Origin of the sequence: Allobosea sp. Root483D1, from assembly GCF_001429505.1 — a bacterium.
Classification (GTDB): domain Bacteria; phylum Pseudomonadota; class Alphaproteobacteria; order Rhizobiales; family Beijerinckiaceae; genus Allobosea.
On the sequence record NZ_LMJW01000001.1, the window covers coordinates 971,570 to 984,702 of the forward strand.

At 68.6% G+C, this 13,133-nt stretch carries 12 protein-coding genes; 5 read left to right on the plus strand and 7 right to left on the minus strand.

Going from position 1 to position 13,133, the window contains the following annotated elements; genetic code table 11:
- Window positions 1-174: 174 nt before the first annotated feature.
- Complete coding sequence (locus ASE66_RS04540; RefSeq protein ID WP_057188337.1) at window positions 175-897, plus strand: GntR family transcriptional regulator; 723 nt, start codon at window positions 175-177, stop codon at window positions 895-897.
- Here the strand turns inward: ASE66_RS04540 and ASE66_RS04545 are convergent.
- The gene (locus ASE66_RS04545; RefSeq protein WP_057188338.1) at window positions 865-1,701 is read right to left on the minus strand and encodes an AraC family transcriptional regulator; all 837 of its coding nucleotides are present in this window, start codon (window positions 1,699-1,701) and stop codon (window positions 865-867) included. The two genes, ASE66_RS04540 and ASE66_RS04545, sit on opposite strands and share 33 nt — an antisense overlap.
- Window positions 1,702-1,932: 231 nt before the next feature.
- On the opposite strand from ASE66_RS04545, the gene ASE66_RS04550 reads away from it, so the two are divergent.
- Together ASE66_RS04550 and ASE66_RS04555 are read left to right on the plus strand one after the other, a co-directional pair.
- Window positions 1,933-4,104: a TonB-dependent siderophore receptor gene (locus ASE66_RS04550; protein WP_057188339.1), complete on the plus strand. Its 2,172-nt coding sequence runs from the start codon at window positions 1,933-1,935 to the stop codon at window positions 4,102-4,104.
- Window positions 4,105-4,163: 59 nt separating this feature from the next.
- Window positions 4,164-5,258 (plus strand): ABC transporter substrate-binding protein, encoded by a 1,095-nt coding sequence (locus ASE66_RS04555; protein ID WP_162262442.1) that lies wholly within the window; start codon window positions 4,164-4,166, stop codon window positions 5,256-5,258.
- Window positions 5,259-5,296: 38 nt separating this feature from the next.
- Here the strand turns inward: ASE66_RS04555 and ASE66_RS04560 are convergent, their stop codons facing one another.
- The 6 genes from ASE66_RS04560 to ASE66_RS04585 form a co-directional block, all read right to left on the minus strand.
- Entirely contained in the window at window positions 5,297-5,770 is a 474-nt protein-coding gene (locus ASE66_RS04560) for a YHS domain-containing (seleno)protein (protein ID WP_057188341.1), read from the minus strand.
- Window positions 5,771-5,790: 20 nt separating this feature from the next.
- Window positions 5,791-6,276, minus strand: coding sequence for a hypothetical protein (locus ASE66_RS04565; protein WP_057188342.1), 486 nt, complete (start codon window positions 6,274-6,276; stop codon window positions 5,791-5,793).
- A gap of 20 nt (window positions 6,277-6,296) precedes the next feature.
- Window positions 6,297-7,691, minus strand: a complete 1,395-nt coding sequence (locus ASE66_RS04570; protein ID WP_057188343.1) for a tetratricopeptide repeat protein — start codon at window positions 7,689-7,691, stop codon at window positions 6,297-6,299.
- A gap of 69 nt (window positions 7,692-7,760) precedes the next feature.
- Window positions 7,761-8,957: an OpgC family protein gene (locus tag ASE66_RS04575; protein ID WP_057188344.1), complete on the minus strand. Its 1,197-nt coding sequence runs from the start codon at window positions 8,955-8,957 to the stop codon at window positions 7,761-7,763.
- Window positions 8,957-10,609, minus strand: a complete 1,653-nt coding sequence (locus tag ASE66_RS04580; RefSeq protein WP_057188345.1) for a thiamine pyrophosphate-binding protein — start codon at window positions 10,607-10,609, stop codon at window positions 8,957-8,959. The genes ASE66_RS04575 and ASE66_RS04580 overlap by 1 nt, the downstream gene beginning before the upstream one ends.
- Before the next feature lie 72 nt (window positions 10,610-10,681).
- Entirely contained in the window at window positions 10,682-11,584 is a 903-nt protein-coding gene (locus ASE66_RS04585) for an alpha/beta hydrolase family esterase (protein WP_057188346.1), read from the minus strand.
- Window positions 11,585-11,746: 162 nt separating this feature from the next.
- Between ASE66_RS04585 and ASE66_RS04590 the strand changes: the two genes are divergently transcribed.
- Window positions 11,747-12,322 (plus strand): sigma-70 family RNA polymerase sigma factor, encoded by a 576-nt coding sequence (locus tag ASE66_RS04590; RefSeq protein WP_057188347.1) that lies wholly within the window; start codon window positions 11,747-11,749, stop codon window positions 12,320-12,322.
- A 75-nt stretch (window positions 12,323-12,397) separates the two neighbouring features.
- On the plus strand, window positions 12,398-13,039 hold the full coding sequence (locus tag ASE66_RS04595) for an NrsF family protein (RefSeq protein WP_057188348.1): 642 nt from the start codon (window positions 12,398-12,400) through the stop codon (window positions 13,037-13,039).
- Window positions 13,040-13,133: the final 94 nt, after the last annotated feature.

Genomic DNA, 13,133 nt, shown 5'->3' on the forward strand with positions numbered 1-13,133 from the left:
CCATGCGACTCACATTAATGTCGAATAATATAATCCGCAGGCTGCGCAGGTCGCCGCCAAGCCGGGGCTGAAAATGGCAAACGGCGTAAAGCCGCAATATGTCCGCCGCCGGCGCTTGCCATTCCCTTCGTCCGATGCCTAGCATCGCGGCCCCGGGCTCAATCATTCGGCACTATGGACAAGCAGCAGTCAGGCTCACGGCACGCCGCACTCGCGGCCGAATTGTCGGAGGAAATCGCCAGGGGGCTCTATCCGCTCGGCGCGCGCTTCCCGAGCGAGCAGGAGCTGCAGGAGCGCTTCGACGTCGGCCGCCACACCATCCGCGAGGCGATGAAGGCCCTGACCGAGCAGGGACTGCTGGGACGCCGCCGCAAGACCGGTACCGTCGTGCTCTCGCACAAGCCCGTCTCGCACTATGTGCACAGCATGCGCGACATCCGCAGCCTGTTCGATTTCGCCCATAGCACGACGCTCGACATCCACTATGAGGGCTTCGTCACCGGCTCGGACGAATTCTCGCAGCTCCCCGACAAGCGCTGGTTCCGGGTCGCGGGCCTGCGCTCGACCCGCAGCGACGGTGCTCCGCTCTGCTGGTCCGAGGTGGCGGTGCCCGAGCGCTTCACACCGGACCGCGACAACGTCCAGCGCGGCGACAGGGCGATCTACGAGATCGTGCTCGAGCAATTCGGCCTGCGCCTCGACCATGTCGAGCAGGCGATCACGGCGACGAATCTCTCACCGAAGCTCGCTGCGGTGCTCAAGGCCCAGCCGCACAGCGCCGCGCTGATGGTCAAGCGCCGCTATGTCGCGCACCCGAACACGATCTTCGAGATCTCGCACAACATCTACCCGGCCGAGCGCTTCTCAATGCACAGCATCATCCGCCAGAGAGCCTGACGGCGGCAGCACCGTCGTCGCCAGCGTCCGGCGCATCATGTCGCGCAGCGCGTTGGGGCTGCGATAGCCGGCGCTGCGCGCCGCCTCGCGCAGCGACATGCCGTCGGCCTGCATCGTCAAGGTGTGGAGGATGCGCAGGCGCCGACGCCATTCGGCGAAGCTGAGGCCCGTCTCCGCACGGAACCGGCGGGTGAAGGTCGAGCGGCTGACGCCGACCTGCTCGGCCCAGCCGTCGAGGTCGAGGTCGAGCGCCGGCTTCTGCACCATGTCGCGCGCCAGCTTGCGCAGTCGCGGCGCCCGCGGCATCGGCAGGGCGATGTGGATTTCGGTGGCGCCGACGATCTCCTCGACGATCAGCGCCGCGAGATGACCGCCGCGGCCATTGGGCTCGTAGAGCAGCGGCCCGCTCGCCAGCGCCCGTAGCGTGACGTCGAGCAGCTCCGACACGGCGATGACCCGGCAGTTGCGCGGCACGGCCTCGCCGAGCACCTCGTCGGTCAGGAAGGCGGCTCGCATCTCGCAGCAGCCATAGGCCGCAAGCTCGTGCGGGACATCGGCCGGTATCAGCAGGGCATGCCCGGCCGGCACGGTCCAGGTTCCGGCTTCGGTATGGAGCACGAGCAGCCCGCCGGAGGCGTGCAGCAACTCGGTGCGGCGGTGGCTGTGCCAGCGTGTCTTCGCGCCGCTGCGGAACGCCTGATGCAGCACCGTGACCGGGCGCGGCGTCTCCTCGTCGAGAGGGAGCCGGTCAACGGTCGGGGGCTCGGCCTGACCCGAATACGGTGCTTTTGTCAAAATCTGCATGGGATTGACCAAACTTGATCCGATCTCGGTCGATTCTGAGCCACGCCCGCGAAAGGGGCGAAGTTATAATATTGACGGATGGAGCCAGTTTAAAACCAATCTAAATTGGCTCGTAATCAATAATAATGAAGCAATAGCATAAGCAATTCAAGACTGATCGGGGCAGTATACCATATGGGCGGCGAGTTGGTGTCGAAGCGGATTTCGCGCGGGGGCGAACGGATTCATCGGATGAGGCTGCGGGATGTCTCGCTCGCGGCGATTTTCATTGCCTTGACGGTTCCGGCCGCGGCTCAGCAGGCAACGCCCGCGATCCGGCTCGACACGATCGAGGTGCAGGGCAATGGCGAGCGCGCCAACGGGCCGGTCAACGGCTATGTCGCGACCCGCAGCGCCAGCGGATCCAAGACCGATACGCCGATCCTGGAAGTGCCGCAGACGGTCAACGTCGTCACTGCCGACCAGATCAGGGCGCAGGGCGCCCAGAGCGTCAGCGAGGCGCTGCGCTATACCGCAGGCGTGCGCGGCGAGGTCTATGGCGGCGCATCGCAATTCGACAGCTACACGCAGATCCGCGGCTTCAAGGGCGATCTCTTCCTCGACGGGACACGCCTGCCCGATGGCGCCGCCACCGCCGACTGGACGACCTCGGTGATCGAGCCCTACGGGCTCGAGCGCGTCGAGGTGCTGAAAGGTCCCTCCTCGGTGCTCTATGGCCAGAGCGGTCCCGGCGGCCTCGTCAACATGGTCAGCAAGCGCCCGACCGCGACGCCCTTCCGCGAGATTCAGCTCCAGACCGGCAGCTATGGCCGCCTGCAGGGCGCCTTCGACCTGTCCGGCCCGATTGATCCGCAGGGCCGGTTCCTCTATCGCCTGACCGGGCTCGGCCGGATGTCGGAGACGCAGACCGACTTCATCGACGACGACCGCATCTTCATCGCGCCGGCCTTCACCTGGCGGCCGAGCACCGACACGACGCTGACCGTGATGGGCCAGTACCTGCGCGAGCGCGACGGCAAGACCAGCTTCAACTATCTGCCGACCTCCGGCACGCTCTATCCCAACCGCGTCAATGGCCGCCTGCCCTGGAACCGCTATGCCGGCGAGCCGGGCTTCGACCGGTTCGAGCGCGATCAGGGCTCGATCGGTTATGCCTTCGAGCACCGCTTCAACGATAGCCTGAGCTTCAGCCAGAACCTGCGCTACACCCAGAACGACGTCTATCTGCGCGCGCTGAACCGCAATGGCGAGCTGCTCGCGGACAATCGCACGCTGAACCGCGCCGCCTTCCGGATCGATGCGGCGGCGCGCGCCTTCACCCTCGACAACCGGCTGGAGGCGAAGTTCGGCACCGGGCCGCTGTCGCATACCGCCCTCATCGGCCTCGATTACCGCAACGAGATCAGCCAGTACGATGTCGGCCGCGGCCCGGCCGCCTCGATCCAGATCTTCAACCCGGTCTATGGCGCGGCGATCGCCGATCCCGGCATCAACTTCCAGCGCAAGGATGCGGAGCTGCGCCAGCTCGGCTTCTATCTCCAGGACCAGATCAAGTTCGAGCGCTGGATCGCGACCCTCTCCGGCCGCTACGACATCGCCGACACCAAGACGCGCACCCACACGCTGACGACCAATGCGCTGGTGCGCTCCAGGACGAGCGACCGCGCCTTCAGCGGCCGCGCCGGCCTGAGCTATGTCTTCGACAATGGCCTCGCGCCCTATGTCAGCGTCTCGACCTCGTTCCAGCCGACGGCCGAGACCGACTTCTTCGGCGGCGCCTTCAAGCCGCTGACGGCGACGCAATACGAGGCCGGCATCAAGTACCAGCCGAGCTGGATCGACGCCTCGCTGACCGCGGCGGTGTTCGACATCCGCCAGCAGAACACGCCATCGGGCGACCCCAACCCGGCCCATCCCTTCGCCCGCGTCCAGCTCGGCGAAGTCGCGGTGCGCGGCTTCGACATCGAGGCGCGGGCGCAATTGACGGAAGGCCTCGGCCTGATCGCCTCCTATGCCTTCCTCGACCACGAGATCAGCAAGAGCTCGGTCATCACCGATATCGGCAAGCGCCTGCCGGCGACACCGATGCATCAGGGCTCGCTCTGGGCCGACTACACCCTTCAAGGCGGGCCGCTCGCCGGGTTCGGTTTCGGCGGCGGCATCCGCTTCGTCGGCAGCACCTACGACACCGCCAACACGGTCCGGATCCCCTCCTACACGCTGGTCGACGCCAGCCTGAGTTATGATCTCGGCAAGGCGCTGTCGGCGCTGAACGGGGCCAAGCTCTCGGTCGTCGCCAAGAATCTGTTCGACCGCTACTACGTCTCGCAATGCGGCAACGTGCCGGGCTGCACGCTCGGCTCCCGCCGCAGCGTGCTGGCGACGCTGACCTATCGCTGGTGAGAAGGATGAAGCAGGCCTGCCGGAGAGGATTGGCCACCGCGATTGCGGCATGGGGCTTCATGCTCACGTTGCTCGCCGCATCGCCGTCATGGGCGCAGGCGATCCGCGTCACCGACATCGCCGGCCGCGAGGTCGTGCTGGCGCAGCCGGCCAAGCGCATCGTGCTCGGCGCCTGGGTCAGCCTCGACGTGCTCTCGCTGATCCATCCCGATCCGGTCGGCCTGCTCGCCGGCTGGGCGGAGGCCGGCGCCAACGCGATCCAGCCGGCAATCCTGCGAAGTAAGTTTCCGGCGATCGACAAGGTGCCGGTGATCGGCAAGGGCTCCTTCGAGACGATCTCGATCGAGGCGGTGATCGCGCAGAAGCCCGATCTCGTCCTGCTCAGCCGCTTCGATGCCTTCCGCTTCGGTGCGGAAGCCGCCCCCGGCCTCGATCAGCTCGCCGCGGCCGGCATCCCGGTCGCGATCGTCGACTTCTTCCTCGATCCCCTGACGAATACCGAGCCGAGCCTGCGCCTCCTCGGCAAGCTGCTCGGGCGCGAGGTCCAGGCCGAAGCCTTCCTCGCCTTCTATCGCCAGCGCCTTGCAGCGATCGACGTGAAACTGAAGCAGGTCAGTAGTGCGGCGCGGCCGGCGGTCTTCCTGCATGCCTTCGCGACGCGGCCCGAATGCTGCTTCTCGGCCGGGCCGGGCACAATCGACGGCTTCATCCGCCTCGCCGGCGGCCACAACATCGGCACCGAGAAGCTTGCGACGCCCGTCGGCCAGCTCAGCCAGGAATTCGTGCTGACGCGCAATCCGGACGTCTATGTCGCGACCGCGATCTCCGACGGCCCCGATGCCGGCAGCTTCGCGCTCGGCCCGGGCGTCGAACCAAAGCGCGCGGCGGAAGGCTTCATCAGGCTGCTGCGCCGCAACGATCTCGCCGCGCTCGGAGCCGTCTCGCGCGGCCGCGCCTTCGGACTCTGGCATCTTTTCGTGCACACGCCGGTCCATCTCGTCGCCATTGAAGCGCTGGCGAAATGGACGCATCCCGAACTCTTCGTCGAGCTCGACCCGCAGGCGACACTGGACGAGATCAACAACCGCTTCCTGGCCGCGCCGCTGGAGGGAACGTTCTGGATATCTTCGTCAGCAGGCAGCGAGAAGCGCTGAGGGCGGCAACCCGCGAAGCCCTCCCTGTTCGGCCTGTGCTACCGGATATCCCTCGCCGTGAGGCGCGGCCAGCTGCCCTCGGCGCGGGCGATGTAGGTTTTCGTCCGGCCTGCCCAAGTCGCGCGCACGCCGAGGTCGTAGTTCAGGTAGAGCCGGCCGTCGACGATCGACCAGGCTTCCGGCTCGATCTTGACGAGATAGCCGCGCGAGGCGCCGTAGGCGCAGAACCCGCCATAGGCCGGCAGGTAGCGCTGCGGATCAGCCTCGAACAGCGCCTTGTGCTCGGCGCTGGCAAAACGCCAGCTGGCGCCGCCATGGCGCACCGAGAATTCCGCCTTGCCTTGCCGCGGGCCGCCGTCGCGGAAATAGGCGACAGGGTCGTAGCCGCGGATCGCGAGCCCGTCTGGAGAACCGAGCGTGTTGACCGGGCGGGACGTGTCCGCACGGGCTTCGCGCGTCGCGGCAGTCAGCGCTGCCGCGGCGAGCCAGAGGAAGCTGCGTCTGTCGAGCATGGCGCTGTCCTCCTCCGCGCTCAGGCCCGGCGCGCTTCGAGCGCCTCGAAGACATAGGCCGCGAGCCAGCCATAGATCGCGTGGCCGACGAGGCTCATGGCGGAGAGGCGCGGCACGTCGTTGAGCAGGAAGTGCTGCCCGGCGAGGGGAGCGAAGAAGGCGAGCGCGATGAAATAGGTGATCACGCCCCAGATCCAGCCATCGGCCGGCATGCCGAAGCTCTTCACCCAGCGGGTCAGCAGCCAGTAGCCGAGCGGATAGAACAGGAAGCCGGTGACGAAATGCAGCAGCTTGGCGACCGGCGTCGACAGGGTCAGGCCGAGCTGGTGTGCGAACAGCGCCTTCACCAGTTCCGGCGGCTCCAGCGGATACTCGGCGAACCAGGCGGTCGGCACGGCCGAGAACAATTCCCAGAAGCCCAGGCCGGCGAAGCCGCCGATGGCGAGGTTGATCACGGTGCGGGCGGAGGGCAGCGCGAAGCCGTGGGTCATGGTCGCAGTGGTCATGGCGTGTCCTTTCTGGGCGTTCAATGGGCGATGGCGAGCGGAGTGGAGGCGATGGCGAGGGCGGCCAGGCGCCCGGCGCCGCGGCGCTCGAGCAGCGCCAGGCGTTGCGCCGCGAAGAGATTGTCGCCGCCGCGGCGGGTCAGGCGCTCGCCAAGGATAGAGGCGGCACGGTCGTGCTGGCCGGACCGGATCAGGCTCTCGGCATAGGCCTGCTCGAACAGGTCGCGCTGGGCATGGCTGCCGCCGATGGCCGTGAGCCCGGTGCGGGCGGCGCCGAGCAGGCGGGCCGCCTCGTCATAGTCGCCTTCGTGGAAGGCGATCAGCCCGAAGGCCGCGAGCGCGCCGTTGCGGGACGCGTCGCGCCGCTCGCCGCTGGGATGGGACAGGGCATCGTCGATCAGGCTGCGGGCGATGGTTTCGGCGCCATCGGCCTGACCGGCACCGAGCAGCGAGAGCGCATAATGCAGGTCGGCGAAGACGAGGCGGCCGTCATGGATGCGTCCCTGCGCCTTGGCGGCGAGTTCGTCCCAGCGATCGCCGACATCGACCCCGGCATAGGCGAGCCGCGCCAGCAGCGAGGCGCCGTTGGCGATGTCGCGATAGTCGTCGGTCTGTTCGGCCCGGATCTCCTCGTCATAGAGCCGCAGCACCTCGGCAGTCTCGCCGTGCTCCAGCCGGAACAGGGCAAGATGCCAGAGGATGTGGAAGCGCAGATTGTTGGCATGGGCGATGGCGCGAGCGTCGCCGAGCCAGGCGATGCCCTCGTCGACCCGTCCCCGCATCTCCAGCACATGGGCGACAGCGTGCCGTCCCCAAGCATCTCGCGGGCTCAAGGCGACGGCGTGGCGGCCGACGCGCTCGGCCTCGGCATAGAAGCCGCGCTCCTCCAGCGCGAAGGCATAGCAGCCGTTGACATAGCCGGAGAAGGGATGCTGCTCGCCGAAGGCGGGGGCGGCACGGTGCAGGGTCGCCAGCATCTCTCTCTGATCGCCGAGCATGAAGCGGATGCCATGCGAGAGCTTCAGCGCCAGCACGTCACGGGGATAGGCGTCCAGGATGGCTTCGAGCCGCTGCGCCGCCCGGCGCGGGGCGTCGCCGAGCCAAAGCGCCAGCGCCTCGACGACCATCGTCTCGCGCCCCGTGATCGGCCGCAGGCGCGCGGCCGAGCGAGCTCTGGCAAGGCAATCGCGCGCCGGACCGAGCAGCTCGCCGCGCGCCAGCGAGAGCAGCATCAGGCCCTTGGCGGCGTGTGCAAGCGCGAAACCGGGATCGGCTGCGAGCGTGCGGGCGAGATGGTCGGGCGTGGCGGCGGCATGGGCGAGCAGCGCTTCAAGCGTATCGTTCCAGGCGAGCCGCGCCGCATCGTTCGCAACGGAGATGCGATCGCCGGAGAGGTCGTAATACGTGGCAGACATGGGCTGCTCCGTTGCCGCGCCGCGAAGGGCGCTCTTCAGGGAGTTCGCAAGAGGTCGATCAAGCGGCGTTCAATTCGCTTCACGGACGCGTGTGGGCAGCGCGGCGGTGGCCACGGCGTGTTCTTGCCGTTCCGCCACGGGCTTGCGTTCCGGGCCGGCCCAGGGCGCGCTCTTGAACCAGCCGACCACGACCGCGGTGGCGAGGATCAGCGCGAAGCCGGTGAGGTTGAGCAGGGCCACGACGGGCTCGCTGCGCCCGGCCATGTCGGCGACCGCACCCAGCAGGCGGGCGAGCACCGCGCTGGCGAGGAAAGCCGCCAGCGACTGCCGGCCGATCAGGACGAGCAGATGGCCGGCGCCGCAATCGAGCCGGTTCCGCCAGGGCTCGACCAGGCTGAGCACGAGATAGGCGAGCGCCAGGAAATGCAGCACGCGCAGGATATGCAGGTCGGTCTTCTCGCTGGCCGGGAGGAGGAGATCCCGGGCCGCCTGCGCCGGCGGCCAGTGTTCCAGGATGCCCCAGAAGGACAGAGGCACCGCGACGAGGAGAAAGAGCGCGGCTGCGAGCATCAACCGCCGGTCGCCGAGCCGGGGCACCGGCAACCACTTCATGCCGATGAAGAAGCCGATGAAGAAGATGAATTGCCAGGCGAAAGGGTTGAGGAACCAGCCGGCGCCGTTCCAGGGATTGCCGGGCAGGTTGATGCCCCTGGTCCAGACCGCGGCGTAGAGCAGTGCGGCGATGAGGAACGGAAGGAGGGGATGGAGGCGCCGACCCAGCATCATCACCGGCACCAGCGCGAGGATGACCAGATACATCGGCAGGATGTCCAGATAATCCGGCTGCCAGGTCAGCGTGGCGATGCCGAGCAGCGCGGCCGCCGGATCGGTGAGCAGCGGCGGGAATTGCTGCGTAAGTTCGTCCAGGCCGAAGAGACGATCCAGCGCAGCGGCCAGCGCGATCAGCGCCAGGACGAGGCCGATCTGCGCCCAGTAGACCTGCCAGATCCGGTAGGCGATGCGGGCCGTGCCAAGCTGGAGGCCGCGCCGGACGAAGACGCCACCGAAGGCGAGCGCGCTGGCGATGCCCGAGCAGAAAACGAAGAGCTCGGCACCCGAGGAGAAGCCGAAGCGGGCGGGGATCCAGGCGTTCCAGCTGTTCTCCGGCAGATGCGCCACGAAGATGATCAGCATGGTCAGGCCGCGGAAGAGATCGAGCCGCCCGTCGCGCGCCTGTTTTACCGCTGCGGAAGGGAGCGCGGCCATCAGAAGGCTCCCTCATAGCTTGCGGCATCGATGCGGCAGGCCAGCAGCGTGAAACCATGGCGCCTCTGGAAGGCCGCTTCGGTTTCGCGCGCCAGGGTTTCGCGATCGTCGATCGTCACGCCATGGCCGCCCATCGCCCGGGCGACGGCAGCGAAGTCGGTTTCGCCGATATCGACGCCGGCCCGCGGCAGGCCGAGCTGGCGCTGCTTCAGCGCGATCAACCCAAGCGCCTTGTCGACGAGCACGATGACGATCACCGGCAGGCGAAGATCGCGCAGCGTCGCCAGTTCGCCGAGCACCATTTCGAGGCCGGCGTCGCCGACGAAGCAGAGAGTTGGCTTGCCGGGGCCGAGCGCCGCGCCCGTCGCCAGCGGCAGGGCGCAGCCCATGGTGCATAGCCCGCTCGACTGCAGCAGATGGCGCGGCCCATCGCAGCTCCACATCTGGCTGAGCAGGATGCGGTGCGCGCCGGAATCGGCGGTCGCGACCGTGCCCGCGGGGGCGACGGCGCGCAGCGTCTCGAAAACGGCGTGCGGCCCCCATGCGGTCGGAGTGGCGAAGGCCGCACGGACGCGATTGCGGATCGCAATTGGCTCGCCACCCGGCCAGGTGGCCCTCGTCGCGAGCCCCTCGGCCAGGCTCGTCAAGATCGCGCCGACATCGCCTTCGAGCAACAGACTGGGCTGGTGCATGCCGTGCTGCACCGGCTCGGCGACGATGTCGATCACCGGCTTGCCGGCAGGCCAGGGATTGCGCCAGCCCTGACGCATCTCGATCGGATCGTAGCCGGCGAGAACGATCAGATCGGCCGCCTCGATCAGGGGGCGCACGATCGCGTCGGCTTTCGGCGAAAGGCCGACGGCCCCGACGACGCGCGGATCATGCTCCGGCACCAGCCCTTTGGCCTTGTAGGTGGTCAGCAGCGCTGCGCCCGTCCGGGACAGGAAATAGTCGAGCCCGGCACCGCCGTCCTGATCGACAAGGTCGAGACCGGCGATGACCAGCGGCTTCCTCGCTTCGGCGATCAAGGCGCGGGCGAAGGAGAGGTCACGCGGGACGCCAGGCAGCGGCGCCGGGATCGCCGGTGGCGGCCGCCAAGCGGTGCGGGCTTCGGCGACTGAGATCGGCAAGTCGATATGGACCGGGCCGGGCCGCCCGCGCCGCGCGATGGCCACGGCCTTCTCGGCGACGAGGTCCTCGGTGCCGGGCGCGGCGCGGAAGCTCGCCTTGACCAGCGGGCGCAGCACGGCCTGATGGTCGAAGACCTGATGCGTGTAGCTCTCGGCCAGCGCCTGATCGACGCAGCCGGTGACAACGATCAAGGGCACCCTGTCCTGCTGCGCGTTGGCGACGACATTGACCGCATTGGCGACGCCGGGGCCGAGAGTCGTGACCAGGACCGGCAGCGCGCCGGTCGCATGCCAGAGCCCCTCGGCCATGAAGCCGGCGGAATTCTCGTGCCGAGCCAGCTGGAAGCGGATGCCGGCGCGCTCGAGCGCGGCGACCAGCACCAGCACCTCGCCGCCGGGGATGCCGAAGGCGTGGGTCGCGCCGGCAGCGGCCAGGCGAGTCGCCAGGAGATCGGCGCCGGTGACGACCTCGTCCGGACCGCTCCCAGCCGGCTCCGCGGCCGCTATCCGTTCGTGGCGCATCGTCTCTCTCCGCTTCGCCGCTGCGGCGGCCATGCGGGAGAGATCGCGCGGGACGGGGGTTTGGTTACACGATCACGGAGACGTGAGGCCGCCTCGCCTCGCGGCGACGGGGGAGCCCGCCGGCATCGTCAACCGCCAGGCGCGCTCGACCCAGGCCGCGTCGGCGACATGGCCGCCGCCGTGCAGGCAAAGCTCGAGCCGCGCTTGGTCGCCGCAACCCTTCGCAACCCGGCAGATCAGGGTCCCCGGCGCAGGAGCGGCGCGAGCATCCTCCGCCCAGCCGGCGGTGCAGCCGGCCGGTGCAAGGATGGAAAGGCTCTTGAAGACATCGCCTTGCCGGGCGCTGGAGCGCAGAGCGCGGCCGGCCAGCGGCACCGTGGCATCGCTCGTGCCGTGGACATGGATCAATGGCGGACGCGGGCCCTGGCAGCTCTCGGGCAACGGCTCCCAAAAGGCGCCGGCGATCGGAGCGAAAGCGGCGAAGCGCTGCGGCATCCGGCAGGCGAGATACCAGACCATCGAGCCGCCCTGCGAGAAACCGCTCGCCAGGATGCGGTGGGGGTCTATTGAAAAGCGCGGCAGGGCATCGTCCAGCACCTGCCCGACAAAGGCGAATTCATCGCGGTGACGTGCAGGCGAGCCGGGATAGGACCAGGTGCGCCCGGCTCCGTCGGGCGCGATCAGCGCGACGCCAAGTCGTCGGGCGACGGCTACGAGGCCAGGGTCGGCGATCGTCTCGTCTGCTGATCCCTGATAGCCGTGGAAATACATGATCGCGCCGAGGGGCTCCGCGTGGGGTCGGGGCGGCAGGAGGATGCGGTAACGGCCGCTCGCGACTGTGCAGCCCTCGATCACGGGACAGGCGTCGGCCGTTGTGCCGACTTTGCCCTGCTGAGCCTGCAACGCCGAGCCGGCGAAGACTGCCATCGTGACGATCGCGGCCAGTGGCAGGACGAGGCGAGCTAACGGCACCATATCTGCCCCCATACGAGCGCCTGGTCGCGGCCCTCACGTACATACGAGCGTATCGGCGCGGCCCGGCCGCTTCAGCGGCTGGTCACGGGCTTGTGAGCCCGCCATGAGCGTGCGACGGAATAAGCCTGCCCATCCCGCGGCTCCCCGAACAGCACGCAAGCCTTGTCGCTCGACGAACTCGAAACGCAGCTTCGGCCTCTCTTCCTCGCCGCGCTCGCCGGCGATGGCGCCGCCTATCGCCTCTTCCTCGACACGATCAGCGTGCGACTGCGCGCCTATCTGCGCCGGATGCTGGCTCGCGCCGGGCGCAGCGAGCCGAGCGAAGCCGAGGACGTGCTGCAGGAAGCGCTGCTGGCGCTGCATCTCTCGCAGCACACCTATGATCGCTCCAGTCCGGTGACGGCCTGGGCGCATGCCATCGCGCGCTACAAGCTCGTCGACCATCTGCGCCGCTCCGGCCGCCATGCCGGCAACCTGCCGCTCGACGACGAGGCATATCAGCTCGCCGGCCCGGCCGACGGCGGCGCCTCGGAAGCGAAGCTCGATCTGGAACGCGCCATGGCGGCCCTGCCGGAGCGCACGCGCCGCCTGATCGACCGGGTCAAGCTCCAGGGCACGAGCGTCGCCGAGGCCGCGCAAGCGGCGGGCATGACCGAGACGGCGGCCAAGGTCGCGATCCATCGCGGCCTGCAGGCCATGGCCAAATTCCTGTCCCGACGCGGGGAGCGACCGGGATGATCTTCCTGCGCGATCGTGATTGCGTAACCTTTCGCCGGCTCGGCGCGAATTCCCTGCCGAGTGGAACCGACAACCATGCAGACCGATGATCTGATCGCCGTGATGACCGCCGGCCACCGCCCGGTGGACACCGGCTGGCTGCGCCGCGCCAGCTGGCTCTGCGCGCTGGCGGCGCTGGCGCTCACCGCCCTGCTCGTCCTTCTCGCCCTGGGTGCACGTCCGGACCTCGCCAGCGCCTGGCTGACGCCGCCCGTGATCGCTAAGGCGATGCTCGGCACCAGTGTCGCGAGCATCGCGCTCGTGCTGTTCCAGCGCAGCCTTCGGCCGGGGCTGAAGCCGGGCAAAAGCCTGCCGTTCATCGTCATCCCGATCGCGCTCGTGGTCGGTTGGGCGCTGGTCACGCTCGCCCAGGCGCCCGCCGAGCAATGGGGGGCGCTGATCTTCGGCCGCCACTGGCGCGCCTGCCTCGTCGCGGTGCCGCTCTATGCGCTCGTCCCGCTCATCGTCCTGCTCGGGCTGGCGCGCCGCGGCGCACCGGTCGACGGCAGGTTGACGGGGGCCTGCGCCGGCCTCGCGTCGGCCGGCCTCGCCACCATCGCCTACAGCCTGCACTGCCCGGACGACGCTGTGCCGTTCCTGGCGACCTGGTACACGATCGCAATCGCGGCGGTCAGTGGCCTCGGCGCACTGGTCTTCCCACGACTATTGCGCTGGTGAAGGAGCCGCTTCGGCTATGGAGTTCGCCCTCCCCGAGGGGCTGCCTCGGCGTCGAGCGGGCTTGATCCAGATCAATTTCGCCGCGTCGCGACCG

Coding starts and splice junctions, on each gene's coding strand:
- ASE66_RS04560 (WP_057188341.1), bottom strand. CDS start 5,770: ATGCTCGACAGACGCAGCTTCCTCTGGCTCGCCGCGGCAGCGCTGACT.
- ASE66_RS04585 (WP_057188346.1), bottom strand. CDS start 11,584: ATGGTGCCGTTAGCTCGCCTCGTCCTGCCACTGGCCGCGATCGTCACG.
- ASE66_RS04565 (WP_057188342.1), bottom strand. CDS start 6,276: ATGACCACTGCGACCATGACCCACGGCTTCGCGCTGCCCTCCGCCCGC.
- ASE66_RS04580 (WP_057188345.1), bottom strand. CDS start 10,609: ATGCGCCACGAACGGATAGCGGCCGCGGAGCCGGCTGGGAGCGGTCCG.
- ASE66_RS04595 (WP_057188348.1), top strand. CDS start 12,398: ATGCAGACCGATGATCTGATCGCCGTGATGACCGCCGGCCACCGCCCG.
- ASE66_RS04570 (WP_057188343.1), bottom strand. CDS start 7,691: ATGTCTGCCACGTATTACGACCTCTCCGGCGATCGCATCTCCGTTGCG.
- ASE66_RS04545 (WP_057188338.1), bottom strand. CDS start 1,701: ATGCAGATTTTGACAAAAGCACCGTATTCGGGTCAGGCCGAGCCCCCG.
- ASE66_RS04575 (WP_057188344.1), bottom strand. CDS start 8,957: ATGGCCGCGCTCCCTTCCGCAGCGGTAAAACAGGCGCGCGACGGGCGG.
- ASE66_RS04540 (WP_057188337.1), top strand. CDS start 175: ATGGACAAGCAGCAGTCAGGCTCACGGCACGCCGCACTCGCGGCCGAA.
- ASE66_RS04555 (WP_162262442.1), top strand. CDS start 4,164: ATGCTCACGTTGCTCGCCGCATCGCCGTCATGGGCGCAGGCGATCCGC.
- ASE66_RS04550 (WP_057188339.1), top strand. CDS start 1,933: ATGAGGCTGCGGGATGTCTCGCTCGCGGCGATTTTCATTGCCTTGACG.